Source organism: Acidimicrobiia bacterium (assembly GCA_040880805.1).
Taxonomy (GTDB): domain Bacteria; phylum Actinomycetota; class Acidimicrobiia; order IMCC26256; family DASPTH01; genus DASPTH01.
Map to the genome: position 1 here is coordinate 4,782 of JBBDHW010000068.1, position 26,503 is coordinate 31,284.

Annotated in this window: 28 protein-coding genes; 12 read left to right on the plus strand and 16 right to left on the minus strand. The window is 69.3% G+C overall.

Features of this window, described 5'->3' with window-relative positions; genetic code table 11:
* Window positions 1–1,598 (minus strand): SNF2 helicase-associated domain-containing protein (locus WD271_17445; protein ID MEX1009606.1); only part of this gene is annotated, 1,598 nt, incomplete at its 3' end.
* 284 nt (window positions 1,599–1,882) lie between these two features.
* Between WD271_17445 and WD271_17450 the strand changes: the two genes are divergently transcribed.
* Window positions 1,883–2,668, plus strand: a complete 786-nt coding sequence (locus tag WD271_17450) for an oxygenase MpaB family protein (GenBank protein MEX1009607.1) — start codon at window positions 1,883–1,885, stop codon at window positions 2,666–2,668.
* Here the strand turns inward: WD271_17450 and WD271_17455 are convergent.
* Window positions 2,595–3,509 (minus strand): sulfite exporter TauE/SafE family protein, encoded by a 915-nt coding sequence (locus WD271_17455; GenBank protein MEX1009608.1) that lies wholly within the window; start codon window positions 3,507–3,509, stop codon window positions 2,595–2,597. The genes WD271_17450 and WD271_17455 overlap by 74 nt on opposite strands.
* A 62-nt stretch (window positions 3,510–3,571) precedes the next feature.
* Between WD271_17455 and WD271_17460 the strand changes: the two genes are divergently transcribed.
* From WD271_17460 to WD271_17470, 3 genes are all read left to right on the plus strand, one after another.
* On the plus strand, window positions 3,572–4,027 hold the full coding sequence (locus WD271_17460) for an Rrf2 family transcriptional regulator (protein MEX1009609.1): 456 nt from the start codon (window positions 3,572–3,574) through the stop codon (window positions 4,025–4,027).
* An 18-nt stretch (window positions 4,028–4,045) separates the two neighbouring features.
* Complete coding sequence (locus WD271_17465; GenBank protein ID MEX1009610.1) at window positions 4,046–4,645, plus strand: class I SAM-dependent methyltransferase; 600 nt, start codon at window positions 4,046–4,048, stop codon at window positions 4,643–4,645.
* A gap of 134 nt (window positions 4,646–4,779) precedes the next feature.
* Window positions 4,780–7,056, plus strand: coding sequence for an aconitate hydratase (locus WD271_17470; protein MEX1009611.1), 2,277 nt, complete (start codon window positions 4,780–4,782; stop codon window positions 7,054–7,056).
* Here WD271_17470 and WD271_17475 read toward each other — a convergent pair.
* Together WD271_17475 and WD271_17480 are read right to left on the minus strand one after the other, a co-directional pair.
* The gene (locus WD271_17475) at window positions 7,034–7,423 is read right to left on the minus strand and encodes a type II toxin-antitoxin system VapC family toxin (GenBank protein MEX1009612.1); all 390 of its coding nucleotides are present in this window, start codon (window positions 7,421–7,423) and stop codon (window positions 7,034–7,036) included. The two genes, WD271_17470 and WD271_17475, sit on opposite strands and share 23 nt — an antisense overlap.
* Complete coding sequence (locus WD271_17480) at window positions 7,420–7,656, minus strand: type II toxin-antitoxin system prevent-host-death family antitoxin (GenBank protein MEX1009613.1); 237 nt, start codon at window positions 7,654–7,656, stop codon at window positions 7,420–7,422. The genes WD271_17475 and WD271_17480 overlap by 4 nt, the downstream gene beginning before the upstream one ends.
* Before the next feature lie 32 nt (window positions 7,657–7,688).
* On the opposite strand from WD271_17480, the gene WD271_17485 reads away from it, so the two are divergent.
* Complete coding sequence (locus tag WD271_17485) at window positions 7,689–8,252, plus strand: HAD-IA family hydrolase (GenBank protein MEX1009614.1); 564 nt, start codon at window positions 7,689–7,691, stop codon at window positions 8,250–8,252.
* A gap of 17 nt (window positions 8,253–8,269) precedes the next feature.
* On the opposite strand, the gene WD271_17490 is transcribed toward WD271_17485, so the two are convergent.
* From WD271_17490 to WD271_17500, 3 genes are read right to left on the minus strand one after another with little or no spacing between them, the layout of a single operon-like run.
* Entirely contained in the window at window positions 8,270–8,680 is a 411-nt protein-coding gene (locus tag WD271_17490) for a nitroreductase family deazaflavin-dependent oxidoreductase (protein ID MEX1009615.1), read from the minus strand.
* Complete coding sequence (locus tag WD271_17495; GenBank protein MEX1009616.1) at window positions 8,677–10,008, minus strand: CUAEP/CCAEP-tail radical SAM protein; 1,332 nt, start codon at window positions 10,006–10,008, stop codon at window positions 8,677–8,679. Before WD271_17495 ends, WD271_17490 begins: the two co-directional genes overlap by 4 nt.
* Window positions 10,005–10,664, minus strand: coding sequence for a metalloregulator ArsR/SmtB family transcription factor (locus WD271_17500; GenBank protein ID MEX1009617.1), 660 nt, complete (start codon window positions 10,662–10,664; stop codon window positions 10,005–10,007). Before WD271_17500 ends, WD271_17495 begins: the two co-directional genes overlap by 4 nt.
* 114 nt (window positions 10,665–10,778) lie before the next feature.
* Between WD271_17500 and WD271_17505 the strand changes: the two genes are divergently transcribed.
* Complete coding sequence (locus tag WD271_17505) at window positions 10,779–12,521, plus strand: Rieske (2Fe-2S) protein (protein MEX1009618.1); 1,743 nt, start codon at window positions 10,779–10,781, stop codon at window positions 12,519–12,521.
* Here WD271_17505 and WD271_17510 read toward each other — a convergent pair.
* On the minus strand, window positions 12,488–13,690 hold the full coding sequence (locus WD271_17510; protein MEX1009619.1) for an ATP-grasp domain-containing protein: 1,203 nt from the start codon (window positions 13,688–13,690) through the stop codon (window positions 12,488–12,490). The two genes, WD271_17505 and WD271_17510, sit on opposite strands and share 34 nt — an antisense overlap.
* An 18-nt stretch (window positions 13,691–13,708) precedes the next feature.
* Between WD271_17510 and WD271_17515 the strand changes: the two genes are divergently transcribed.
* Window positions 13,709–14,353, plus strand: a complete 645-nt coding sequence (locus tag WD271_17515; protein ID MEX1009620.1) for a NifU family protein — start codon at window positions 13,709–13,711, stop codon at window positions 14,351–14,353.
* 69 nt (window positions 14,354–14,422) lie between these two features.
* Here WD271_17515 and WD271_17520 read toward each other — a convergent pair whose 3' ends face one another.
* The 4 genes from WD271_17520 to WD271_17535 are packed head-to-tail and all read right to left on the minus strand — an operon-like array spanning window position 14,423 to window position 17,511.
* Window positions 14,423–15,145, minus strand: a complete 723-nt coding sequence (locus tag WD271_17520) for a DUF169 domain-containing protein (GenBank protein MEX1009621.1) — start codon at window positions 15,143–15,145, stop codon at window positions 14,423–14,425.
* Between the two features lie 10 nt (window positions 15,146–15,155).
* Window positions 15,156–15,635 (minus strand): VOC family protein, encoded by a 480-nt coding sequence (locus WD271_17525; protein MEX1009622.1) that lies wholly within the window; start codon window positions 15,633–15,635, stop codon window positions 15,156–15,158.
* Window positions 15,636–16,796, minus strand: coding sequence for a cysteine desulfurase family protein (locus tag WD271_17530; GenBank protein ID MEX1009623.1), 1,161 nt, complete (start codon window positions 16,794–16,796; stop codon window positions 15,636–15,638).
* Entirely contained in the window at window positions 16,768–17,511 is a 744-nt protein-coding gene (locus tag WD271_17535) for a helix-turn-helix domain-containing protein (GenBank protein MEX1009624.1), read from the minus strand. The genes WD271_17530 and WD271_17535 overlap by 29 nt, the downstream gene beginning before the upstream one ends.
* Before the next feature lie 56 nt (window positions 17,512–17,567).
* Between WD271_17535 and WD271_17540 the strand changes: the two genes are divergently transcribed.
* Complete coding sequence (locus tag WD271_17540; protein ID MEX1009625.1) at window positions 17,568–18,719, plus strand: Mrp/NBP35 family ATP-binding protein; 1,152 nt, start codon at window positions 17,568–17,570, stop codon at window positions 18,717–18,719.
* Here the strand turns inward: WD271_17540 and WD271_17545 are convergent.
* From WD271_17545 to WD271_17555, 3 genes are all read right to left on the minus strand, one after another.
* Window positions 18,712–20,604 carry an adenylate/guanylate cyclase domain-containing protein gene (locus tag WD271_17545; GenBank protein MEX1009626.1) on the minus strand — a complete coding sequence of 631 codons (1,893 nt, stop codon included), beginning with the start codon at window positions 20,602–20,604 and terminating at the stop codon, window positions 18,712–18,714. The two genes, WD271_17540 and WD271_17545, sit on opposite strands and share 8 nt — an antisense overlap.
* A 97-nt stretch (window positions 20,605–20,701) precedes the next feature.
* Window positions 20,702–21,463: a Crp/Fnr family transcriptional regulator gene (locus WD271_17550; GenBank protein MEX1009627.1), complete on the minus strand. Its 762-nt coding sequence runs from the start codon at window positions 21,461–21,463 to the stop codon at window positions 20,702–20,704.
* Window positions 21,361–22,101, minus strand: coding sequence for a tyrosine-protein phosphatase (locus WD271_17555; protein ID MEX1009628.1), 741 nt, complete (start codon window positions 22,099–22,101; stop codon window positions 21,361–21,363). Before WD271_17555 ends, WD271_17550 begins: the two co-directional genes overlap by 103 nt.
* A gap of 47 nt (window positions 22,102–22,148) precedes the next feature.
* Here WD271_17555 and WD271_17560 point away from each other — a divergent pair, with 47 nt between their 5' ends.
* Genes WD271_17560 through WD271_17575 form a run of 4 tightly spaced genes read left to right on the plus strand, consistent with a single transcriptional unit; the run spans window position 22,149 to window position 26,008 of the window.
* Complete coding sequence (locus WD271_17560; GenBank protein ID MEX1009629.1) at window positions 22,149–22,382, plus strand: DUF3107 domain-containing protein; 234 nt, start codon at window positions 22,149–22,151, stop codon at window positions 22,380–22,382.
* 16 nt (window positions 22,383–22,398) lie between these two features.
* Window positions 22,399–23,364, plus strand: coding sequence for an ArsA family ATPase (locus WD271_17565; GenBank protein MEX1009630.1), 966 nt, complete (start codon window positions 22,399–22,401; stop codon window positions 23,362–23,364).
* Window positions 23,364–24,575 (plus strand): ArsA-related P-loop ATPase, encoded by a 1,212-nt coding sequence (locus WD271_17570; GenBank protein ID MEX1009631.1) that lies wholly within the window; start codon window positions 23,364–23,366, stop codon window positions 24,573–24,575. Before WD271_17565 ends, WD271_17570 begins: the two co-directional genes overlap by 1 nt.
* Window positions 24,572–26,008 carry a histidine kinase N-terminal domain-containing protein gene (locus tag WD271_17575; protein MEX1009632.1) on the plus strand — a complete coding sequence of 479 codons (1,437 nt, stop codon included), beginning with the start codon at window positions 24,572–24,574 and terminating at the stop codon, window positions 26,006–26,008. The genes WD271_17570 and WD271_17575 overlap by 4 nt, the downstream gene beginning before the upstream one ends.
* Before the next feature lie 51 nt (window positions 26,009–26,059).
* On the opposite strand, the gene WD271_17580 is transcribed toward WD271_17575, so the two are convergent.
* On the minus strand, window positions 26,060–26,353 hold the full coding sequence (locus WD271_17580) for a WhiB family transcriptional regulator (GenBank protein ID MEX1009633.1): 294 nt from the start codon (window positions 26,351–26,353) through the stop codon (window positions 26,060–26,062).
* Window positions 26,354–26,503 lie beyond the last annotated feature (150 nt).

A 26,503-nucleotide genomic window follows, 5' to 3' on the forward strand; every position in this document is an offset into this window, starting at 1 on the left:
CGCTCAGCGAGCGCGGCCGCCGCGGCGTCCAGGTCGGCTCGATCGATCGCGACCCACCGTCCGCCGGAGCGGATCAACGGCCGCGCTTCCTTCGCCAGCCGCGCGATGTCGGTAGCCGTGAGCTCGACGTCGCCGAAGAGTGCCGACCACCGCACGTTGGCGAGTTGGCTCGCGCCAACTGCCGATGTCGCCGAAGTGTCGGCGAACACTCGCAGCATCGGCGCCGGTCGATGCCGCGACAGCTCCGGTATCCGCATGTCGAACCCGGCGACCGCGAGCCGCGGGCCCGTCGTCGCCATCAGCTCCCATGCCTCGTCCTGGCTCAGGATCACCTGGCCGCGGCGAGTGCCGCCGGGGCGCCGCAGCGTCGGCAGCATCCGTTCGAGGCGCGCCATCTCGTCTTCGAGATCGCGCCGATCCGAACCGGCGTTGACGATCGCGTGCTCGATCGGAACCAATTCTCCCTTGGCTCCCGAAGCGAACACCCCGAGATGCCAAACGTCTCCGCGCTCGGGAGGATCGAGCCGGACGATCAGCGCGGTGTGTTCCCGGGTCACCGAGCGGGCCCAATCCTCTGCCCGCGCCACGAGCTCCCCGGCGACACGCAGCGGGGCGTCGAAGGCGCTCCCGTCGAGCCGCGCGAGGAACGCCTCAGTGACGTCGGTCGCGGTGCGAACGTTCGGTGGCGGCGCGGGCACCTCGACCCTACGGGCACTGTCCCGACAGATCGCGTCGACCATGCCGGTGAGGGCAGAGCGAGTCAGGGCCCGAGCGTCGACGCTCGGATCGAGTGCCACAACGCTGCCCGGCATCTCGCGGGCCACATCGTCGAGACGGCCCGCATCGACGAGGGCCGGCATCCAGCGCACCGAGAAGGAGGCAGTGGAGCTGCTCGCGGTTCCACTGCGCCGCCTTCGCCGGCGCAACAACGGAACCATCGCTCCCCGCGCGGTGAGCTCCACCGCCCAGATCGCCACGCGCCCCAACCATCGAACGCTGGGGGCGACATCGTCGCCGACCTGACCGGCTCCGGCAGCGACCAGCCATCCCAAGACCTCGCCGACTGGAGCGGCGAACGCGTCAGCCACGGCACCTCCCGGCAACGAGATCGCCGCGTGGCGGACCCACCCCGACGTGGGCGCACCCGCAGCGGCGAGCAGGGCCATGACCTCATCGCCGTCAGCGGCCGGCGCGCGTGGGCCCCCGCCCCACGCCACCACGCGTCCCGGTTCCCACGACGCCTGCACCTGGACCACTCCGGGCACGGGCGATGTTTCGTCGTCGCGCTCGTCGCGCTCGTCGCCGCGTTCGCCGCCGCGTTCCATGGCGGCGAACCGAACCCACGCCGCCGATAGCCGCTGTTGATCGGATTGCGCGTCCGCGAACACCTGATCGCGTTCCTCTCCCCGGAGCGATCGAGCGGTGGCAACATGCTCCTCCGCGTCGCGAACCAAGCGCAGCAGCGCAGCGCGCCACCCTGGTCGATCGGCTTCGAGGACTGCGAGTTGCTCGGCTGTGGCCTCGCCGTCAGCCTCCGCTTCGACATACAGGTCGAACTGCCAGGAAGCGACCGGGGCGGGCGCTGACAACCGATTCACCAGCTCATCGCTTGGAACGTCGACGATGACCGTCGACGGAGCTCAACGTCACGAATCGATCCGAACATCATCTCCGTTCGTCGGGCGATACCACGGAGGACACCCCACGTGTCCTCGAAGAAGAACGGGCTGCAGCTCCAGTTGTGGAACTGCTCCTGGACCGTGCCCGCACAGCGACCCGGACCACCGGCCTCGCGGCCTCGCGCGAGGCGGCCGTGACAACCAGGATAGGCGACGAAAGCGATTCGGTCACACCATGATCCGGTCGCGCGTACCGTGCACGCATGGGTGACCTCGGTCTCTTCGGGCCCGACAGCGTGGCGTGGCACATCCACGCCGACCCGGTGATGCTCGTCGGGGGGATGCGCGCGCTGCTCGTGCAGGCGCTCGAACCGCGTGCCATGGCGGCGGTCGACCAGCACGGCAAGTTCCGCGAGGACCCATGGGGTCGGCTCGAACGCACCACGAGTTTCGTGATGAACACGATCTACGGCGACACTTCCGCTGCGGAAGCCGCCTGTGATCGGGTCCGCAAGGTTCACGCGCGCATCCACGGCATCGATCCGGTCACGGGTCAGGCCTACGCCGGCAACGACCCCGATCTGCTGCTCTGGATCCACGCGGTCGAACTCGAGTCGTTCGTGCTCGTGTACCGCATGTACGCAGGACGGCTGTCGGAAGAAGACGCGGACCGCTATGTGGTCGAGATGGCGCGCGTCGCCGAGATGGTGGAGCTACCGGCGCAGATGGCGCCTCAGTCGATGGGTGAGGTGCGCGAGTACCTGAGGTCGGTGCGCCCCACGTTGCAAGTCACGCCGGCTGCGTTCGACGGCCTGCGCGTGGTGCTGTTCCCGCCGATGCAGCTCGCCTACCGCCCGCTGTGGGCCATCCCCACCACGGCTGCGATCGCGATCCTGCCGCGGTACGCGCGCCGCATGTACCGGCTGCCGTGGATACCGGGCGCGGGGCTGCCGGTGAGGGCGGCGATGTACCCGCTCAGTCGGGCGCTGAACTGGGTGACCCCGACTCCACCGATTGTGCGCGCGGCGCACGAACGCGTCGCCGCCTGACGAACCACGCGACCGCGCCGCCGATCAAGGCCAGCACCAAGATCACCGCCAGCACCTCGTTGGGTACGTCGAGCAGCTTCAGCCCCGACAACACCAGAACGAGTGCGAGCACGGGGCGGATGAACCCGTCGGGCGCACGGGACGACACGTGCGCACCGAGGATCACCCCCGGGATGCTCCCGAGCAGCAGCGACCCGGTCAGGCCGAGCACGAAGTCGCCCCAGATGATGTGACCGATCGCGGCGGCGGTGACGAGCGGCACCGCCTGCACGAGGTCGGTGCCGACGAGCTCCCTCGACGAGAGCATCGGGTAGAGCAGCATCATCGCGACGATCATCAGCGAGCCCGATCCCACCGATGTCATCCCGACGACGACGCCGCCGAAGAACCCGACGAGCAGCGTCGGGACCTGCCGCACCGGCACGCGCTGCGCGGCGGTGCCTTCGAGGGTGCCGGTGCGGTGACGCGAGATGTAGCTACGCACGACCATCGCGGCGGCGGCGATCAGCAGCACGACGCCGAGGATCACCTTGATGGTGTCGCCGACGTCGTTGCCGAGGTGAGAGATCACGTACGAGCCGAGCAGTGCACCAGGCACGGAGCCGAGCATGAGCCAGCGCACGAGACCCATGTGCACGGTGCCGCGCCGGAAGTGGATGCCGCCGCCGATCGGCTTCATCACCACCGCGGCCACCAGGTCGCTCGACACCGCGGCGAGCGGCTCGATGCCGAACCCGATGACGAGGATCGGCGTCATGAGCGCGCCCCCACCCATGCCCGTGAGGCCGACGACGAAGCCGACGATCAGGCCCGCGAGCGCGATGCCGAGATCGATGTCCACGGCCGTGGGCCTCTAAAAGACTAATCCGACTGACAAGATGAACAATGTAGGGTTCGCGAGCTATGAACGTCAAGGCCAAGACCGACTACGCGGTACGGGCGGTGGCCGAGCTGGGCGCAGCCGACGGCGCGCTCGTGAAAGCCGACCGCATTGCCGAGGCGCAGGGCATTCCCCGACACTTCCTCGACAACATCCTCAACGACCTGCGGCGCGCCGGGATCGTGAGCACTCAGCGCGGCGCCGAGGGCGGCTCGCGGCTCGCGCGTCCGGCGAAAGACATCACGCTCGCCGACGTGATGCGCGCGATGGAAGGTCCGCTCGCGGCGGTGCGCGACGTGCGCCCCGAGAACCTCGCCTACGACGGCGCGGCCGAATCGCTGCCGCAGGTGTGGGTCGCGGTGCGCGCCGCGTTGCGCAACGTCCTCGAGTGCGTCACCGTGGCCGACGTCGTCGCGGGGACACTCCCGCGCTCGGTCGAGAGACTTCTCGACGACCCCGAAGCATGGAAGCCCCACTGATCCACGGCAGACTGACGCATGGACCAAAACGAATGGAACGAGCGCTACCGCGCGACGGAGTTGGTCTGGTCGGCCGAACCCAATCGCTTCGTCGTAGCCGAAGTCGCCGACTTGGAGCCCGGCCGCGTCCTTGATCTGGCAGCAGGGGAGGGACGGAACGCGATTTGGCTTGCCGAGCAGGGCTGGCGGGCAGCCGCCATCGACTATTCGGACGTTGCGCTCGACAAGGCCCGGGATCTGGCGGCCAGGCGTGGCGTCGAGATCGACACCGCGCTCGAGGACGTGACCCGTTTCCGTCCAAGTCCCGGCGCCTACGACCTCGTGCTGGTCGCGTACTTGCAGCTCCCCGAGCCCGATCGTTCGGCGGCACTGCGGCGCGCGGTCGACGCCGTTGCGCCCGGTGGCACGCTGCTCGTGATCGCCCACGACGAATCGAACGTCGAACGCGGGTACGGCGGCCCCAAGGACCCGGCGGTGCTCGCGTCTCCTGACGAGGTCGCCTCGATCGTGTCCGAGCTCGAGGTCGTCAAAGCCGAGCGGGTCGAGCGCGCGGTCGACACCCCCGATGGTCCGCGTGTCGCGATCGACCATGTCGTCCGTGCCCGCCGGCCCGCCTGACGGCGAACGACGCGTGCACGGCCGTGCGGAGCGCCTCCTCGACCGGACCGATCGAGCCACGCGCGGCGTAGCCTGAGGGTGGCACGTGCAAGCTGCGACGGCTTGCCCACTGAGTAGCGAACGAGGAGCTCGTCATGGCGGAGAGCGTCGGGCCTACCACGCCCATCGAGCTCGTCGAGGCGGTGTACGCACGGTTCCCCAAGGCGTTGGGCGACGCCCGCCGGCGCCTCGAACGCCCGCTGACCTTCGCCGAGAAGGTGCTGTTCGCCCACGCCGACGACCCCGCCACCGTCGGCATCGACCGCGGCGTCGACTACGCCGACTACCGGCCCGACCGCGTCGCGATGCAGGACGCCACCGCGCAGATGGCGCTGCTCCAGTTCATGACCGCAGGCCTGCCGCGCGTGCAGGTGCCCACCACGGTGCATTGCGACCACCTCATCCAGGCTCGCGTGGGCGCCGACATCGATCTCCGCAGCGCGCTCGACGTGAACTCCGAGGTGTACGAGTTCCTCCGTACCGTGTCGGCGAAGTACGGCGCCGGGTTCTGGAAGCCGGGCTCCGGCATCATCCACCAGGTCGTCCTCGAGCAGTACGCGTTCCCCGGCGGGATGATGATCGGCACCGACAGCCACACGCCCAACGCGGGTGGCCTCGGCATGGTCGCCATCGGTGTCGGGGGCGCCGACGCCGTCGATGTGATGGCCGGTTGGCCGTTCAACACGCGCGTCCCGCACCTCATCGGCGTGCACCTCCACGGGGCGCTGTCGGGCTGGGCCGCGTCGAAGGACATCATCCTCGCGGTCGCCGGCATCCTCACCGTGAAGGGCGGCACCGACGCGATCGTCGAGTACTTCGGCGAGGGTGCGGAATCGATCTCCGCCACCGGCAAGGCCACGATCTGCAATATGGGTGCGGAGATCGGCGCGACCTGCTCGCTGTTCGGCTACGACGCGCAGTCGGCCGCGTACCTGAAGGCCACCGGACGCGAGGCGATCGCCGATCTTGCCGACGCGCACGCCGAACACCTCCGGATCGACCGCGAAGTACTCGCCGACCCCGAGCGGTTCTTCGACCGCGTGATCGACATCGACCTCGACGAGCTCGGGCCGCACCTCGTGGGTCCGCATACGCCCGATCTCGATCGTCCGATCGCCGACGTCGGCAAGGCCGCGCGCGAGGAGGGCTACCCGGTCGACATCCGGTACGCACTCGTCGGTTCGTGCACGAACTCTTCGTACGAAGACATCGGGCGCGCTGCGCACGTCGCGCGGCAGGCGCACGCGGCGGGGCTCACGGTGAAGTCGCCGCTGCTCATCACGCCGGGGTCGGAGCAGGTGCGCGCGACCATCGAGCGCGACGGCCTCCTCGACGACCTCGAAGCGATCGGCGCCACCGTGCTCGCGAACGCGTGCGGCCCCTGCATCGGCCAGTGGCAACGCGACGACATCGAGAAGGGTGAACGCAACACGATCGTGTCGTCGTTCAACCGCAACTTCCCGGCTCGGAACGACGGCAACGCGGCCACGCTGTCGTTCATCGGCTCGCCTGAGACCGTCACTGCGATGGCGTTGACGGGAAGACTCGATGTCGATTTCGTGCACGAGCCACTCGAGTCGCCCGACGGCACGTTGGTGCTGCTCGAGCCGCCGGTGGCCGACCGGCTGCCGGCGAAAGGATTCGATCCCGGCGAGTCGGGCTTCAGCGCGCCCGCCGACGACTCCACTACCGTCGAGGTCTTCGTGAATCCCGACTCGGAACGGCTCGAGCTCCTCGAGCCCTTCCTGCCGTGGAACGGGCGCGACTTCACCGGCGTACGGGTGCTGGCGAAGGCCGCAGGTAAGTGCACGACCGACCACATCTCACCGGCGGGCCCGTGGCTCCGGTACCGAGGCCACCTCACGAACATCTCCGGAAACCTGTTCAGCGGTGTGAACAACGCGTTCGCACTCGATGCGGCCGGCATGGGCATCGACGCGCGCGACGGGTCCGTGAGGCCGTTGCCCGACCTCGCGCGCGAATACAAGGAAGCGGGAATCTCGTGGATCGTCATCGGCGACGAGAACTACGGCGAGGGATCGTCGCGTGAGCACGCGGCGATGGAGCCGCGGTTCATGAACGGTATGGCCACGATCGTGCGGTCGTTCGCGCGCATCGCGGAGGTGAACCTCAAGAAGCAGGGCATGCTCGCGCTCACGTTCGCCAACGTCGACGACTACGAGCGCGTGCTCGCCGAAGACGTGGTCGACATCGTGGGCCTCGCCGAGCTCGCGCCAGGGAAGCCGGTGAAGGTCGTGCTGCACCACGCCAACGGCACCACCGACGAGATCTCCACCACGCACACGATGTCCGACGAGCACATCGCGTGGTTCCGCGCCGGCTCGGCGCTCAACGTGCTGCGCGGAGGTTGAGCACTTCGACGTCGTACGGCTCGAATGCTCGGTCGATCGTGACGATCGTGAGGTCTTCGGCTCGAGCCTGCGCGATCAGCAGGCGGTCGAAGGGGTCGCCGTGATGACGAGGAAGCGCGCCCGCGGCCACGGCATGTTCGAGCGTGATCGCCAACGCGCCGATCCTGTCGTTCGCGAGCTCTTCCTGCAGATTGTCCGGCGTGCGGAGCTTTCCTTGCGCGTGCTTGATCGACATCTCCCAGGCAGTTGCCGCGCTCACCAGCACGTTGTTCGCGGGCTCCGCGATCGCCACACGAGCCTGCGTCGGGATCCGGGTTGGATCGTCGAGCCACCAGATCGCGACGTGGGTGTCGAGCAGCAGGTTCACTCGTCGCCGCCGTAGAACATGCGCTCGATCTCCGCGTCGTATTCGTCGAAGTCGGGAGCGATCCACACCCTGCCCTTCCATTGGCCGCCTTCGCGCGACTTCTTCGTCTGACCGACGGGAACGAGGCGAACTTGTGGCACGCCTGCTCGCGCGATCACGATCTCCTCGCCCGCTGCGGCGCGCTCGACCAGTCGGGAGAGGTGTGTCTTGGCCGCGTGCATGTTGACTTGCATCCGATGAGCTTAGTCTAGTGAGCTAGGGTGAAATGGTAGAAATCGCTCTCTTCGACCTCGACGGGGTCGTCCGCCGGTTTCCCGGACACGCCCAGTGGCCCGAGGTGCCCGCGGTCGCCTTCGCGCCCGGGCTCCTCGACGAGGCCGTCACCGGGAAGATCACCGACGAGGAGTGGCGGGCCGAGGTGCTGCGACGGCTCGGCCATGAGTCGGCCGCGGCGGTGGCGGCGTGGTCGGAGTCGTGCGGCGAGGTGAACGACGCGGTGCTCGAACTCGTACGCGACGTTCGGGTGCGCATGCCGGTGGGGCTGCTCACGAACGGGACCACACGCCTGCGCGCGGACCTCGATCGGCTCGGTATCGCCCACGAGTTCGACGCGGTCTTCAACTCGTGCGACCTCGGCGTCGCCAAGCCCGACCCGGCCGTGTACGAGCTCGTGTGCGAGCGTCTCGACGTACCACCTCCGTCGGTGTTCTTCGTCGACGACTCGCCCGGCCACGTCGACGCCGCACGCGACGTCGGGTTCCGCGCGGTGCTGTTCGTCGATGCCGTGCTGCTGCGCGACGTGCTGCGCGACGAAGGCCTCGTGGACTAACGAACGCTCGCGGTTCGTTACCCGACGCGCTCGAGTGCAATCACGGGGATCTTCCGAGTCGTCTTCCTCTGGTACTCGCCGAACTGCGGGAACCGCTCCGCGATCCGCGCGTAGAGCTCGTCGTGCTGGTCGTCGGGCACGACCGACGCCTTCGCGTCATAGGACTCACCACTGTGCTCGACGTTGACGGTGGGATTCGCGACCAGGTTGTGGAACCACGCCGGATGTGCGGGCGCGCCGCCCTTCGACGCGATCACGTAGATGCGCCCGTCGTCGTCGAAGACCGCGAGCGGCGAGACGCGCTTGCGCCCGCTCTTTGCCCCGGTGGTGGTGAGGAGGAGCAACGATGCGGGCCCGAACTCGAGTCGGCCTCCGTTCGCGCGGAACTGCTCGATCATCTGGTCATTGAAGTCGTTGATGTTGGTCATCGGGTGACTGCCTTCAGTTGAGTATCGGTGGGTTCCGCGCAGCAGAACCAGCTCTCGGTGAGGCGGGGCCGATCGGTGACGCAGCCCACCAGGCTGACCGGAGGGATCCCAACCGTGTCGCGCACACGCGCGTATGTATCGGTGATCGGCTCGGCGCGCTCGACGCTCTCCTCGACGAGTGCCGCGAGTTTGCGCTGCAGCTCGTCCATGCCGGAATCCGCGGGCGTCCACTCGTAGGTGAGCCGCGCCGGATCCCACGGGCCGAGCCGGGGCGCGAGGTCGGGGTGACCAAGTAGGAGCGAGCCCTCGGGAAGCAGCAGCCGGATCGTGTACTGCACTGGATCGACGCTGCCGACCAGCTCGTTGTCGTACACGAAGTCGAGGAGAGCTGCGATGTCGGCGCGCGTTGTCCACGGCGTGAAGGGCAGGAACGACGGCCGGACGTCGATGCCGTGCGCGCGCAGCAGCTCGACTGCCTGTGCCTCGTCGGCCGCAGTGTGACCCTTGTCGAGCCGCTCGAGGGTGTCGTTGTTCAGCGACTCGAACGCGGAGACCACGAAGAGACATCCGGCATCGCGGAGCTCGGGTAGGAGATCAGCGTGCCGCAGCACGTGTTCGACTTTGGTGGTGCAGTCGAACGTGAGCTGCGGGAACCGCTCGTGCATGGCGCGCACCACGCGCATGGAGTGGTGCGGCGCGTTGAGGAAGTCGGGGTCGCCGAAGGTGATGTGCTGCGCGCCTGCATCGACCACCTGCTCGATGTCGGCGAGCACGGCGTCGTCGGCGACGAGGCGAACCCGGCCGTCGTAGACGACCGGTACCGGGCAATGGCGGCAGCGGTGCGCGCAACCGCGGCTCGCCTCCACGGAGCCGACGAGCCGCATCTCGTTGCCGACTGCGAGCCGCACGTAGCGGTCGAGCGGCGGGAGCAGTTCGCGTGCCGGCAGCGCGGGAGCGACTCGGCCGAGCTGCACCGGCGTACCGGCGGGCTCGCCTTCGACCCACGCCACGAGCGCGTCGTCGTATTCACCCGCGATCACACGGTCGGTCACGTCGTCGCACATGCCGGCGTAGAGGCCGTAGCAACAGGTGGGCTTGGCGATGGTCATCGCGAGCTCTCGGGCCAGGCGGGTGGCGGTGTGCATCGGCACCGAGAACGCGACCCGATCGGCCCACTCGGCGAGCGCGGGGTCCCACGGATCGACCGACGTGTCGAGCACGCGCACGTCGTGGCCCTGTTCGCGCAGGCGCGTCGCGGGCCTCGCGAGGTTGGCCGGTTGCTGACCGAGCTCGTAGGTGGCGACGAGGAGCACGCGCACAGTGGTCACGCTCCGCGTCGGATGCTGCCCGGGCGGATGCGATACGTACAGCGGCGCCCGTCGGCGAGGAGGTGCTCGGTTCGCTCGACGGTGACGTCGTCGCCGAGCGCCTTGCCGAACAACCGCAGCTCGGCGCTGCAGAACCCGAGGCACGACTTCGCGGCGTCGCAGATCGGGCAGTGGTGTTCGATCAGAAGGTATCCGCCGTCGTCGTCGACGACCTCGGCCATGTAGCCCTCCGCGGTGCGCTGCGCGGCGAGCGCGACGACGCGCGGCCGCAACGACGATCCTGAAGCGCGCAGCACCTCGCGGTACGTGCGGAGCTGCTCGTCGGTCCGGGCGTCGATCACACGCGTGAGCCCGTCCTCGCCGAGTGCGTCGCGGATCGCGTCGACGAGCTGCACGGTGAGCTCGCCGTGGCGATCGGGGAACAGGCGATGGCCGTCGTCGGTGACCGACCACCGCGCCGCTGGCCGCCCCGGCCGTTCGGCCGCAGTGGCGTTGGCGGCGACGATGCCCTCGGCCTCGAGCGCGGCAAGGTGCTGACGTACCGCGGCTTCGGTGAGGCCGAGTTCCGCCGCGAGTCCGGCTGCGGTGGCGGGCTCCTCGAGCTTGAGGATCTCGAGCACCCGTTGGCGCGCCGGGGTGATGCGGACGTCGGTCACGGCAGGGAGGGTATCGCGTTTCGCAAGGATTCCCTTGACAAACTCGCGTGCGAGGGCGCAGAGTATCGCAAGCAGTCACTTCCGTTATTCGCCTACCGCCGGTTCGGAGGCAGCATGAGCGTGCACGCGGGATCGCTGGAGGAGCTCCGCAAGACCGGGCGGCTCCTCACGAAGGTCGGCTCCTGGCCGGTGGTGGTGTTCTGGGACGAAGACCGCGCGTACGCGATCGAGGACCGGTGCCCGCACATGGGATTCCCCTTGCACCAGGGCACGGTCGAGTGCGGGCTCGTCACCTGTCACTGGCACAACGCGCGTTTCGATCTCGCGAGTGGCTGCACGCTCGATCCGTTCGCCGACGACGCACGCGGCTTCGATGTCACCATCGACGGTGACGACGTCCTCGTCGACGCTCGCGACACCGGCGATCCCGTACGGCACCTTCGCCGCCGGTTGGAGCAGGGTCTCGAAGACGGCCTCACGCTGGTGATGGCGAAGTCCGTCCTCGGTCTCCTCGAAGCCGGTGTTCCACCGTCCGACATCGTGCGCGTCGGGCTCGACTTCGGCACGCGGTACCGCGCGGGCGGCTGGGGTGCGGGGCTCACAGTGCTGGTCGCGATGGCCAACCTGCTCCCGCATCTCGACGAGGCCGACCGTGCGCTCGCGCTCACGCACGGCCTCGTGTTCGTGTCGCGCGACACGAGCAACCAGCCGCCGCGCTTCGCGCTCGACCCGCTCGACGACGGCGTCGACTCGACGCGCCTCGGCGAGTGGTACCGCCGGTTCGTGGAGACCCGGTCGTCCGACGCGGCGGAGCGTTCGCTCGCCACCGCGATCGCGTCGGCGGCGGGCGACGAGGTCGAGGAGATGATGTTCGCCGCCGTTACCGACCACGTGTTCATCGACGGCGGGCACACGATCGACTTCACGAACAAGGCGTTCGAGGCGCTCGGCTACGTCGGTCCCGACGCGGCAGCGACGGTGCTGCCCACGCTCGTGCGTGAGACCGCCGCGGCATCCCGCTCCGAGGAGGGGAGCGAGTGGCGCCACCCCCACAACCTCGCGACGCTCGTGCAACGTGCGAACGAGCGCCTGCCGCAGGCCTGGGCCGAGGGTGAGGCGCAGCGCGGCGAGTCGGGCGACCATGACGTCGCCGACCTCGGGTGGGAGCTCCTCACCGACGACCCCGACGCCGTGGTCGACGCGCTCTTGAGCTCGATGGCGCGCGGTGCCACCGCCGAGCAACTCGGGCGTGCGCTCGCGTTCGCCGCTTCACTGCGCATCGTGCGCTTCCACACCCAGAACGACCACGGCGATTGGAACGCCGTGCACCACGCGTTCACCGCCGCGAACGGGTTGCACCAGGCGCTGCGACGCAACCCAACGCCGGAGCTCCTGCGCGGCCTGGTGCACGGCGCGCTGCGCGTCTACCTCGACCGGTTCCTCAACGTTCCGGCGGCGCGCCTTCCGACCGGCATGTCCACCGGCACCGAGGGCGACCTCGCCGAGCTCGAGGCGTGCTGGGATGTCCAGGGCGGTGTCAACGAAGCCGGCGGGATCGCCTATGGCTACCTGAAGGCGGGCGGTGACCCCGCAGGGCTCATCGCAACTCTGGGACACGCGCTGCTGCGCGAAGACTGCGGCTTCCACTGGTACCAGGTGATGGAGGCGGGGGTTCGACAGTACGAGGCGTGGCCGCGCGGGTCGGAGGAAGGGATCCTCGTGCTCACCGCGCTCGCGCGGTTCCTCGCGGCGCACACGCCGACACGGCGTGAGATGTCGCGTGTCGTCGACATCGCGGCGCGGCTGCGCCGCGGTGAGGAGCTCTACGAGGAGAGCTCCACGTCGAGCGCGGCGTAACCCGCGCGGAGCGCGGTTTCCACCTGCTCCGGGCGCTCCGCGCGCGCGAAGAGGAAGCCGAGGTAGCGGTCGCCCTCGGGGAGCGGTACCACGCGGCGTCCGCGCGGCACCGTGATCTCGAGCCCCGTGATACCGGCCACCGCGCGCGCATCGTCCTGCCCGCGCACTACTTCGAGCACGCCCGCGCGCGAGATGGGCAGCATCATCACGCCCGACGCGGCGCGCTCGCGTTCGAGATCGTCGAGCGGCAGTCCGAGCGCGTGGCGCAGGATCAGCTCCTCGAGCGCGATGCCCGCGCCGAAGCGCAGCGTGCGCGCGCACAACCCGCCGATCGAACGCGCCGCGATCTCGACGACCCACCTGCGATCGCCCGCGATGCGGATCTCGGCGTGGATCGGTCCGCCCGTGAGACCGATGGCGCGCGCGGCGCGCGCGGTGAGGTCGCTCACTGCTGCGAGTGTCTCCGGAGACAGGCGTGACGGCGTGACGTAGATGGTTTCTTCGAAATACGGGCCCTCGAGCGGGTCGGGCTTGTCGAATATCGCCAGGATCTCGACGCGCTCCGGGTCGAGGACCAGTCCTTCGACCGCGACCTCCACGCCCGGTACGTACTCCTCCACGAGCAGCGGCCCGTCGACGATCGCGCGAATGCGCTCGGCCGCGACGGTCGCGGCCACCACGTCGTCGGCTCGGATCACGCCCCGGCTGGCCGAGAGGCCGACCGGCTTCAGCACGCACGGGAACCCGATGTCCTCCGCTGCGTCAGCGATGCGCGAGAGACGCTCGACGACCCGGAACCGGGGCTGAGGGATCCCCGCCCGGGCAAGGGCGTCGCGCATCACCGACTTGTCTCGAGTCGCCGAGACCGCGGCGGGGTCGTTGTGCGGCAATCCGAGCCGCTCCCCTGCTGCTGCTGCCACTTCCACGCCTTGGTCGTCGACCGCCACCACCGCGGCGATGGGCGAGCGCCCGTGGAGCGCGACGATGGCGTCGACCGCGGCGACGATGTCCGACAGCGGCACCACGACGGCCCGGTCGCCCATATCGCCCGCCATCGCTTGCGGCTCCTCGGAGCCCACGACGACCTCGACCCCGAGCCGCGTGGCGGCTCGGACGAAATCGCTCGCCCGGTAGGTCGACGTGGGAAGCAGGAGAAGAACGCGAGTCACGGACCTATCATGGCGCGCATGACGTCCGAAACTGCGAGCCCGATCCTCACCGTCACCGACGACGCGCTGGCCAAGGTGCTCGATGTGCGCGCGGCAGAGTCCGATCCCGAGTCCCTCGTGTTGTGGGTCGAGGTGAGCGGGCAGCAGGCCGGCGCCTACACGTACCTCATGGAGTTCCGCACCGAGTCCGAGCTCGACGACGACGTCGCCATCCAGCACCACGACGACGTGTCGGTCGCGATCCCTGCCGACAGCGTCGACTCGTTGCGAGGCGCCACGCTGGAGCTGAGCGGTGGCGGCATGGTCATGCAGAACCCCAACCGCCCCGCGCCGGTCACACCGTTCTCACCCGCTGTCGATCCCAACCGCCCGCACGCCGACCTGTCGGGCGAGGTCTCCCAGCGTGTCATGCAGGTGCTCGAGCAGGAGATCAATCCCGCGATCGCCGCGCACGGTGGGCAAGCGGAGCTCGTCGCCGTCGAAGGCTCGATCGCGTACCTGCGCCTGTCGGGTGGCTGCCAGGGCTGCGGCCTCGCGGCGGTCACGCTCAGCCAGGGCATCGAGGTCGCCATCCTCGATTCGGTTCCCGAGATCACCGAAGTGATCGACGTCACCGACCACGCTTCCGGCGCCAACCCCTTCTACGAAGCAGCGAAGAAGTAACTCCACCCTCCAACTTGCGTCGTTCATGGCTGCTCTACGACCCTGAACGACGCCGATTCGGTTTCGGGGCTAGTCGAATCTTCGGGCGTCTTCCGCGGCGTAGAGGGCGACGGTGGTGTCGGCTTCGGCGTGCTGCTTGATCGAGTGGACGATGTTGGGCAGCAGTGACGCGGGGAGCGCGCACGTCATCTCGGTGGGCGGCATGCCCGTACGCACCCGGCTGAGCGCGCACCCCACGCTCGCGGCGGGCACGTGCTCTTCCTTCGCCACCGCGACGATGTGACACTGCGGCTTGCCCTCGATGCGCAAGCCCGGGATCGCGTCGGACAGCACCATGAGCTGACGGCCGGTGACGCGCAGGAACACCACGTCGGGGTCGACCGGCGTGTCCGCGAGCGGCCCGTACGTAACCGCGCCGGGCTTCTTGTGCACCACCGGGATCTGCGGGACAACGTCCATCGTGACCCAACCCGAATCGAGGAGCGCGGCGACGTCGGAGTTGCCCGCCACTTCCTCGAGGGTCTTGAAGCCGTGGGTCACGCTGCCGACGCTGCAGTTGGCGTGATCGTCGGCGACGGTGCTGAAGGTTCGGTCCGCCGCTTTCATCCAGAACACACAGCCCGCGGGCACGCGCCCCGTGCGGCCGTCGGGCAGCGCGTCGGGCATCGGTTCCTCGAACGGCGCGACGCCCTCGAGCGGCGCGTCGGAGAACGTGATTGCGAGCGGCGGGGTCGCGAGGTGCAGCGTGGCGGTGAGCTCGGACGCGAGCTGGGACCAGTTGGTGTCGGCCATGCGGCGGAGCTTACCGAGCGGCGCGGCTCCCGTGTCGAGCCACCTCCGACGCGAGGTCGAGAGGCTGCGAGACCGCGTTCTTCTCGTACTCGCCCCATGCCTCGCGCGGCACGGTCCACAGCACCTCGAACTCGATGCCGTCGATGTCGTGAGCGTAGAGCGACTTGCTCACGCCATGGTCGCTCTCGCCGACCAACGCCCCAATCTCCGAGAGGTGCGCGCGGGCATCCACCAGGTCGTCGATGGTGGGCACCTCCCACGCGAGGTGGTAGAGCCCCACGCGCCCCTGCTCGGGGCCCGGCGCATCGGCGCCGATGGAGAACAGGGCGAGGTCGTGGTGGTTGTCGGACGCGCTGGCACGGAGGAACACCGCGGCCCGACCCATTGCTCCCACCACCTGGAAGTCGAGGGCCTTCTCGTAGAAGTCGGCGGACGCCTGGGCGTCGCGCACATAGAGGACGGCATGGTTGAGTCGCTTGACCGGGATCATTTAAGTTCGCAACCCCCTGAGTCGTTCGACGATTCCCGGGAACGCGCCCAGGAACGCTTGGATGTCGGCTTCGTTGGAGCTCCACCCGACGCTGGCCCGGAGCGAGTGATCGGCGTCGACCCCCATCGCTTCGAGCACGGGCGACGGCTCGAGCGACTCGCTGGAGCACGACGAGCCCGAATGGACCGCCACGCCGTGCTGATCGAGCGCGAGGAGGATGGGCTCGGCCTCGACACCACCGACGCCGAGGCACACGAGGTGGGGCAGGCAGGCGTCGGGGTCGCCGAAGCGCTCGACGTCGGCGACGGCGGCGAGCGTCTCCTTCGCGAGGCGGCCCGTCAACGCCCGTGCCGCGTCGGCCTCCTGCTCGAGGGTGTCGCCTGCCAGCTCCCCGGCGGCCGCGCCGAAGCCGACGATCGCGGGCACGTCCTCGATCCCGCCGCGGCGCGCGCGTTCCTGCGCACCGCCGACCACGAACGGAGGGAACCGGAGCCCACGCCGGACGAGGAGCGCGGCTGCGCCCTTCGGACCACCGAGCTTGTGCCCGGTGACCGAGCACAGGTCGGCGCCGAGCGCAGCGAAGTCGAGCGGCATGTGACCGACGGCGGCGCACGCGTCGACGTGCACAACCACACCGCGCTCGCGCGCTCCGGCGACGATCTCGGCCGCGGGCTGTACCGTGCCTACTTCGTGGTTGGCGAACTGCACCGACACGAGTGCGGTGTCGGGACGGATCGCGTGGAGCACCTCACCTGCACCGAAGCGACCGGTGCGGTCGACACCAACGAGCGTGACCTCGGTACTTGGACCACGCGAGCACGCTTCGAGCACCGCGGAGTGCTCCACCGCGGTGGTCACGACGTGTCCGCCGCCGTGGCGTGTCAACGCACCCCACACCGCGGTGTTCACCGCTTCGGTTCCGCTCGACGTGAACACCACCTCGCGCGGGCGTGCGCCGAAGAGCGCGGCGACACATTCGCGCGCGTCTTCGATCGCGACACGCGTGATACGTCCCTCCGCGTGCAGACGGCCGGGATCGGCGGGATGTTCGCGGAGGAACGGAAGCATCGCTTCGACCGCTGCGGGACGGAGCGGCGAGGACGACGCGTGGTCGAGGTAGGCGCGTGGCACGTCAGACGCGCGCGACGCAGTGGTCGTCACCGTCGGGCCGACTCGTCTCGAACCGGGGCGACGTCTCGCCGTAGAGACCGGAGAGCATGCCGCGGATCATTCCACGGTCGAGCGCGCACACGACGTGCGGGTACCGCTGCGCGGTCTCGCCGAATGGGCAGCACTCCGACACGATCGCGAGACTCCCGCCGCGCGCCTCGGTGTGCGCGTCGAACCCATGCGCGGTGAGTGCGTCGGCGACGGCGCCGAGCGCGGCCTGCACCGAGCGATGGCCCTCGGTGGGGTCCATGCGCGCCGCGAGCTCACGCCCGTACTGGAAGCCCACCTGGTCGGCGAGAGCCTCTGCCTGCTCGGGCCCGAGCGCGTCGAGTGCGCCGGCGAGCAGGCCGCCGAGGAGGTCGTCGTGTTTCAGGGGGAGCGCGAGGGTGGCGTCGAGTAGACCGGCGCAGTAGCGCTTCGAGGGACGGCCGGCGGCGCGGGCGCTGCCGTCGTCGGGTGCGCGCGCGATCTCGACCACGAGGTAGCCGCCGCCCGTGAGCTTCTCGAGGTGGTGGCGCGCCACGTTGGGGTGCAACTCGAAGCGCTCGGCGACCTCGCCCGCGGTGACGCCGTCGGCGGAGTCGCGTGCGAAGAGGTAGATCTCGCGCCGGGTGGGGTCACCGAATGCGTCTGTGACCGCACTGATGACGGAGTTGAACTCGTCGGGGCTCAGACCTTCTCGAGTCGGATCGGCCTCGGCGGTCACGGCGGGTATTCTACCTATCTCGGTAGTGGAAATCCGCCGAGGCTGAGGAGATGGGAATGGCGGCGCTCGACGCAGAGGTCCGGGCCGCCTTGTCCGAGGTGGAGGAACCCGAGCTCCGGCGGTCCGTGGCCGACCTCGGCATGGTTCACCAGGTGGCCGTCGACGGCCGCAAGGTCAGGGTGACCCTCGCGCTTCCCCTCCCCGGTGACGACACCCGCGCCGAGCTCAGCCGGCGGGTCCTCGACGCGGTGGCGGCGGTGCCGGGCGTCGACCGGGTCGATGTCGATCTCCGCGACATGGACGACGACGAGCTGCGCGCGGTCGCCGGCATCCTCAAGGGGATCAGACCGAATCCACTCCAGGTCCTCGACGCGACGCAGGCGGCGGCCCCGCGTTCCCCCGAACCGCGCCCCAACCCGTTCACCGACGCGCGCACGCGCGTGCTCGCGATCGCGTCGGGGAAAGGGGGCGTGGGGAAGTCGTCGGTCACCACCAACCTCTCGATCGCGCTCGCGCAGCACGGCAAGCGTGTCGCCGCCGTCGACGCCGACGTGTGGGGCTTCTCGATGCCGCGCATGCTCGGGATCGCACGGCCACCCGGTTTGATCGACGACGTCATCGTGCCGCCCGAGCGGTACGGCGTGCGGCTCATCTCGATGGGCTTCTTCGCGCGCGAGGACCAAGCGGTGATCTGGCGCGGCCCGATGTTGCACAAGGCGCTCGAGCAGTTCCTCACCGACGTCTACTGGGGCGACACCGACTACCTCCTGATCGACATGCCACCCGGCACCGGCGATGTGCCGCTCTCGATCTCGCAGTTCCTCCCCCGCGCCGAGGTGATCGTGGTCACCACTCCCCAGCCGGCCGCGCAACGCGTGGCGCAGCGCGCGGCGGCGATGGCGGAGAAGGTCGACCTCGACGTGATCGGCGTGATCGAGAACATGTCGTGGTTCCGCGGTGACGACGGCACGCGCTACGAGCTGTTCGGCGCGGGTGGTGGGCAGGAGCTCGCCGACCAACTCGGCGTTCCGCTGCTCGGTCGGGTGCCGCTCGTGCCCGCGCTGCGCGAAGGCGGCGACGAGGGTCGGCCGATCGTGGTCGCGCGCCCCGACGACGAAGCCGCGCAGGTGTTCCGCGCCATCGCCGAACAGCTCGACACCGCCCTCGCCCCGCGGCGTATCTACAACCCGGAGCTGCGGCTCAGCTAGCGTCGCGGCGTTCCGGAGCCGAGCTCTGCGCGAGCTGGAGGGTACGCTCGGCCCACACGCCGATCTCGAACGACTGCCGCAGGGCCGCTTCGTTCGCGAGGCCGGCGACGACGCGGATGCCGAGCTCGCAGTCGTCGGGATCCTCGCTGTCGAGGCTCCAGGCCACCGCAGCCCGCACGTTGTCGAGTTCGTCGAGGAAGCGAGCTCGCCAGACGAGCTCCGCAGGCCCGAGGATTTCCGCACCGGCCTGTTCGGCAAACTCGGCGTAGTGCTCGGCGTGCCGGCGGCGCCAGACGTCGGGGTCGCCGAGGTCGTCGAGGCGATCGCGCGCGTACTGGCGTAGCGTCTCGAGCTGCCGATACCGGGTCGATCCGTCGGCGGCCTCGTCGGACGTGAGCATCGACTTCGCCACGAGACTGCCGAGCACGTCGATCACGTTCCGGGCGTCGATGCCGTCGCCCGGAACCACCGCCGTCGCATCGGCGGCGGCGAAGCTGCCCCAGAACACGCTGAGTCTCGCGAGCACGCGTTGCTCGGCTTCCGTGAGCAGCGAGTACGACCACTCGATCGCGGCGCGCAGCGTTTGATGGCGCTCGACCGCGGTGCGCCGGCCGCCGGTAAGGAGCCGGAAGCGCTCGTCGACGAGCTCGGCGATCTCGCCGGGGTTCATGCTGACGACCCGCGCCGCGGCGAGCTCGATCGGGAGCGGAATGCCGTCGAGACGGCGGCAGATCTCGGCGACGGCGGGCGCGTTCGTGGCGTCGAGGACGAACTCGGGGCGTACCGCGCGCGCGCGGTCGATGAAGAGCGTCGCCGCCGCGCTCGTCGCGACCACGTCGGGCGGATCGGTTGGATCGGGCAACGAGAGCGAGCGCAGCGGTCGCATCTGCTCGTCGTCGAGCGCGAGTCCCTCGCGACTCGTCGCAAGGATGCGAACGGTCGGGCATCCGCGGATCACAGCTTCCGCGAGCCGGCCGGCGACGTGAAGAAGGTGTTCGCAGTTGTCGAGCACGAGCAACAGATGCTTCGTGTGGAGGAACTCGACGATGCTCGCCTCGATCGACGTGCCGGGCCGGGGATCCACGCCGAGCGCGGTGGCGACGACTTGCAGCGCCTCGTCGTCGTCGCCCGCGACGCCAAGCTCGCACAGCCACGCGCCGTCGGGATACTCGCCGATGACGTGCGCCGCTGTCTCCACGGCGAGGCGGGTCTTGCCGACTCCCCCCGTACCCGTGATGGTCACCAGCGGAACTTCACGGAGCGCGTCGGCCATGTCGACGACGGCCTGCTCGCGGCCGACGAACGACGTGACCCGAGGCGGGAGATTGCCCGGGGGCGAGTCGAGGAAGGTCGGAGGCCCGGAATCGCTGGGAAGTCCCGGGCCGGTTACCTGGAACACGCGCTCGGGACGCGCGAGATCGCGGAGGCGATGCTCGCCCAGGTCGATGAAGCTCAGCCCGTCATCGAGTGCGTCGCGCGCGAGCTCTTCGGTCGCGAGCGACACCAGGATCTGCCCGCCCCGTGCGGCGGCCATCAGGCGTGCGGCGCGATTGACCGCCGGGCCGTCGTGATCCTGGTCAACCAGCTCGGCGTCACCGGTATGGATCCCGATCCGCACTCGGAGCGGCCCGGTGGTCTCCCACGACTCCTCCGAGATCGTCCGTTGCGCGACGGCCGCCGCGGCGAGCGCATCGTGTGCACTTCCGAACACCGCGTGCACTCCCTCGCCCGTCGTCTTCACGATCTGGCCGTTGTGCTCCACGATCGCGGCGCGCAGGAGCGCGTCGTGCCGTGCCAGTGCTTGTTGCATCGTATCCGGGCACTCTTCCCACAAGCGCGTCGAACCTTCGAGATCGGTGAACACGAACGTCACGGTGCCTGACACCCCTTCTTGCGCGACCGCACGGTACGGCCATCGCCGGTCGATCTTCTTACGCCGAGACCGGGCCGTCTGTGACGCGTGACGCAGAACGGGCAGCTTCTCAGGCGAGGGAGCGGAGCCCCTCGATGTCCACGACCGTGATGGCGCGGCGGCCGGTCTCGACGAGGCCGCGGCCGCGCAGCGTGGTGAGGGCTCGGGCGACGGACTCCCGTGAGGCGCCGATCATGCCCGCAAGCTCGTGCTGCGACAACTTGATGCCTGTAGGCCGGCCGTCAGACGACTCACGAGTGCCGAGCTCGAGCAACAGGGCTGCGAGCCGGCGGGTCACGTCGTAGGAGCCGAACTCCGCCCGGCGACGGTCGGACTCGCGGAGCCGTTCGATGAGCGTCCGCGCCAGCTCGAGCGCCGCACGCGGATGCCGCGCCAGGAAGTCTCGGAACTCCTCCGCGGTGAGCACGAGGGCGGTGAGTGGTTCGAGGACGACCGCGCTCGCGAGCCTCGGCGCGTCGTCGAGCGCAGCGAGCTCGCCAACGAGTGAACCGGCTCCGCGCACGCTCAGGAGCGTCTCCCCGCCGTCATCGGATGTGGTGACGATCTTGATACGGCCGTCGACGATCACGACGACGAAGTTGCTGAGGTCGCCTTCGTGGAAGACGCGAGCGTTCCGCGCGTACGTGCGTTCGCGGCCGAGCTCGAACAGCGCGTCGCGTTCGACATCGGAGAGCCGGGCTGTGAAGCCGTGGGCGTGGGGTCTGTGAGTCAGCGCTCGATCATCTCCTCGCGCAGCTCGGTGATCTCGGCCTCGGTGAGCCCGTGCGCGCGTGTGTAACCCTCGATCGAGCCGTGGCGGTCGCGCATCCAGTCGAGCGCAGCCTGCATCGTCGATGCTTCTGCGCTCATGATCCGCGGCCCGGGTGGTTCACGGTCGGGTGCGCGTGCGTGCAGGCGCGCCAGCAGCACGTCGACCACCGCGGCCGATGCCGCGTAGTCCGTCGTGATCGTCTCGTCGTCGACGCCGAGCAGCCCGAGCACCATCGCCGCGACGAGCCCGGTACGGTCCTTGCCCGCGGCGCACTGGAACACCACCGGATGGTTGTCGCTGTCCGAGATCAGTCGGACCACCGCGACGAACTGGTCGCCGGAAGTGTCGAGGATCGACAGGTACCGGTCGGCGAGGGTGCCGTCGACGATGTCGCTGGTCTGGAGCGCCGGCACCGCCGGGTCGATGAGCGACTGGTGCACCACGCGCACGCCGGCAGCCTCGAGATCCGCGAGCGGAGCGGCTTCCACCTCATGGTCTCGGCGGAGGTCGATCACCATCGTGATGCCGCGCTCCTCGACCAGGTGCACGATGTCGGACACCTCGACGTGCGCGAGCGAATCGCTGCGGTACACGCGGCCGGCACGGAGGTGGCCCTCCGGCGTGGAATGTCCCCCGAGGTCGCGGAAGTTCACGAAGCCCGTGAGCTTGACCGGCTCTGGGCTCCTTGCATCCGCCATCGCCGGGAGAATAGAGGAACGGTTGCTCCGCAGGTATCCTGCGGCGCATGGACCTTCGCATCGGTGTCGTGGATTCGCCCAAGGAACTCACCCTCGAGCTCGACGGCACTGCGGACGACGTGGTGAAGGTGATCGACGCCGCGCTGGGCGACGGCTCACCGCGGGCGATGGTGTGGCTCACCGACGTCAAGGGCCGCCGGATCGGCACGCCGGCCGACAAGATCGCCTACATCGAGATCGACGAAGAGGGCTCCACCCAGCACGTCGGCTTCGGCCGGTAGCTGCCGCGTCCGTCCCATGGACGCCGGGCCCGACCTGCTCGACCACCGGCTTCTCTTCTTCACGGGCAAGGGTGGGGTCGGCAAGAGCACCGTCACCGCGGCAACCGCGCTGCTCGCGGCCGAGCGCGGCAAGCGTGTGCTCCTCGTCGAGGTCGACGCGAAGGGCAACCTGACGGCGCTCTTCGAGCATCCGCCGGTCGGCTTCGAGCCACGTCAGGTGTATCCCGGCGTGTTCGCGATGCAGATGAACACCGAAGCATCGTTGCGCGAGTACCTGAAGGTGCAGGCGCGCGTGCCGGTGTTCGGCCGGCTCGGCCCGCTCGCGCGCGCGTTCGACTTCGTGGCCAACGCCGCGCCGGGCGTGAAGGAGATTCTCACCGTCGGGAAAGTCTGTTGGGAGCTGCGCGAATCACTGCAGGGACGATCGAACTGGGATCTGATCGTGGTCGACGCGGCCGCGACCGGCCATGTGATCGGCCAGCTCGATGCCCCGCGCGCGATCCAGGAGCTCGTACAGGTCGGACCGGTTCGCAATCAGACCGATTGGATGGTGCAACTGCTGTCGGATCCGTCGCTCACCGCACTCAACGTGGTCACTGCGCCGGAGGAGATGCCGGTCAACGAGACGATCGAACTGGTCGCGCGAGCACGCGAGGAGCTCACGGTGTCGCTCGGCGTCGTGATCGTGAACCGGGTGCTGCCGGAGCTCTTCACGCACGCCGACGAAGACGTGTTCGACGCGCTGCGCGAACCTGCCGCGACCGACGTCTTGACCCGTGCGGCAGGACCGGGCGCGGTGGCGGTGCTGGATGCCGCACGTTTGGCGGTCTCGATGCGCCGCGGCCGCTCCGGCCACCTCATGCGACTCCGGCAGGAAGTCGATCTCCCGCTCCTCCTGCTGCCCTACATGTTCGTGCGCGACCACGGGCTCCGCGTGACCCGAATGGTGGCCGAGGCGCTCGGCCAGGAGCTCGGCTACTGATGCCGGCGCCGGAGGCAAGCGCCCGCGGCACGTCGCTCGAGGCGTTGCTCGCGGCTCGCGAGGTCGTGGTGTTCTGCGGCTCGGGCGGTGTCGGCAAGACGTCGGTGGCAGCGGCTTCCGCGGTCGCGGCGGCCACCCGGATCGGCGGCAAGGTTCTCGTCCTCACGATCGACCCGGCGCGGCGACTGGCCGACGCGCTCGGTATCGAGGCCTTCGGCAACATCGAACGCAGGGTCGATCTGAAGCCCTACACCGACGAAGAACCGCGCGGTGAGCTCTACGCCGCGATGCTCGACACCAAACGGTCGTGGGACGAGCTCGTGCTGCGTCACGCGCCCAACGAGGAGACCGCATACCGGATCCTCGACAACCGGCTCTACCACAACGTCACCGCCCGGTTCGTGCAGAGCCACGATTACATCGCGATGGAGCGACTCTTCGACCTGCACGCGAGCGGTGTGTACGACCTCATCGTCATCGACACGCCGCCGACCCGCAACGCGATCGACTTCCTCGAGGCGCCGGCCCGCATGAGCGAGTTCTTCGGCGGACGGTTGCTGCGCTGGCTCACCATGCCGTACCGGATCGGGGGCGCGCGTGGTGCCCGGATGCTCAACGTCGCCAGCCGTCCCTTCTACCAGGTCGCCGATCGGGTCCTCGGCAGTCAGTTCCTCCAGGACATTGCCGAGTTCTTCCTGAACTTCCAGTCGATGTACGCGGGGTTCGTCGAGCGCGCGACGGCGGTGGAGCAGCTCCTGCACGACCGCCGGACGACTTTCGCGGTGGTCACCACCCTCGAGGGTGCGCCGCTTCGCGAAGCCGAGCAGTTCTGCCATGAGCTCACCGCGCGCGACTTCCACCTGGGCGCGCTCGTGCTGAACAAGACGCTGCCCGAGTACTTCCTCACGCGGGAAGGGGAGCGGGCCGCCGGCGTGCTCGAGCGCGACAGTGAGGAACTGGCGCGTGACCTGGTTACGGTGGGGTCACCCACGCTCGCCGATCCCTCGGCGACCGCGCGCGTGCTGCGAACGCTCGGCGACTCGTTTCGCAACTACGAGGTCGTCGCCCGCCGCGAGGCCGAGTTGCGGGCGGAGCTGTCGCGCCTCCCCGAAGTGGTCGTGAGCGTGCCGAACTTCGAATCGGACATCGCCGACGTGGCCGGGCTCGCCCGCATCGGCGAGCATCTCTTCGCACACGGACCGACGTCGTGACGGCGACGTCGCTGCGCGGCGAGGCCCTGGGACACGTGCAACGCCTTGCCGCGTCGTGGCAACCGCTCGCCGACCTCTGCTTCTCCGACCTGCTCCTGCTCGCGCCCCTCGAAGGTGATCCGTCGCGGTTCGTGATCGTGGCGCAGGTCAGGCCCACGACTGGCCAGACCGTGTACCCGACGGACCTCGTCGACTCGATCATCGACGAGGGCGCCCTGCCGCTCGTCGCGCGTGCATGGTCCGAGGGCGAGATCGTGGAGGGCGACGCGTTACTGCTCGGCTCCATCGAGCGCGCGCACGTCCAGTACATCCCCGTCCGGTCGGGTGACGACGTTGTGGCCGTTGTGGTGCGGGAGACGCGTCTCACGCTCGGGCGCCGAATCGGCGAGCTCGAGCACCACTACATGTCCCTGTTCGACCGGTTCGCGCACATGATCGCGGAGGGAAGCTTCCCCTTCCGCCAGGATGACGACGAGTTCGAGGACGCGCCGCGTGTCGGTGACGGCGTCATCGTGCTCGATCCTGATCTGCGCGTGAGGTTCGCGAGCCCCAACGCGGTGAGCTCGATGCATCGCATGGGGCTTCATTCGTATGCGTCGGGCGTGCAGCTCATCGACGTGGGTTTCGACCAGCACGCGGCCGAGGTCGCGATCCGCGCGCGGGCGCCGGTCACCGAGGAGATCGAGCACGGCGACACCTCGCTGCTCGTCCGCGCCATCCCGTTTCTCGATGGTGACGAGATCGCCGGGGTGGTGGTGCTCGCGCGCGACGTCACCGATCTCCGTCGTCGCGACCGCATGCTGTTGTCGAAAGACGCCACGATTCGCGAGATCCACCACCGGGTGAAGAACAACCTCCAGACGATCGCGGCGTTGCTCCGTCTGCAGGGGCGACGACTCGAGTCGGGCGAGGCGCGCGCTGCGCTGGAGGAATCGGAGCGCCGGATCCGTGCCATCGCGATCGTCCACGAGACCTTGTCGCGTGGCGTCGCCGACGTTGTGCGTTTCGACGACATACTGCAGCCCCTCGTGCGGGTCGTGCAGGAAACCGTCTCGACACCGGATACCGACCTGCGCTTCGAAGTCGTCGGTGACGCAGGGTTCCTCCCCGGCGACGTGGCCACACCCCTCGCGGTGGTCCTCAACGAGCTGATGCAGAACGCCGCCGATCACGCCTTCCCGCCGGTGGATGGATACTCAGAACGGCGAATCGGCAACGTCTCGGTGCGGGTCGCGCGCGACGACGGCATTCTCGAGGTCGACGTGGTCGACGACGGTGTCGGATTGCCGCCGGACTTCACCATCGAGCGGTCGTCAGGGCTGGGGCTGTCGATCGTCCAGGCGCTCGTCACCACCGAGCTCGGTGGCTCGATCGAGCTCTCTGGCGAGCACGGCACGCGCGTTCACCTGACGATCCCGTTACAGCCCCCGTAGGTGCGGTCGCGACGCTCTGACGCGAGGTGAGGCGAGGCGGGGCGGGGGCGTTCAGCTGGCGTAGAGGCGTTGGCGGGCGAGCCACGCCTTTCGCAGTTTGCGCCGCTCCTCTTCGGTGGTGCCGCCCCAGATCCCGGCCTCCTGGTTGGTGGCCAGCGCGAACTCGAGGCACTCGTCGCGCACGGTGCACGCGGTGCAGATCCGTTGCGCCGTCTCGATCTGCTCGAGCGCGGTTCCGGTGCTCCCGATGGGGAAGAACACGTCCGGATCGCTGTCGCGGCACGCGGAACGAGTGCGCCACGCGGTGATATCCCATTCGTGGGTGCGAACCCAGGTCAGTGCCACCCTGTGCCTCCGGTCCTCTCACACTGCCAGTCGCGGTCGGACCCGGGGCTCGTGCACGTGTTCACAAGAGCTGGAGGTCGCCCGCTGGGGCGAGACTATTAACCCTCCGGGGACCTCCGCAAGGGTCTGACCAGGATTTTTTCCCAAATT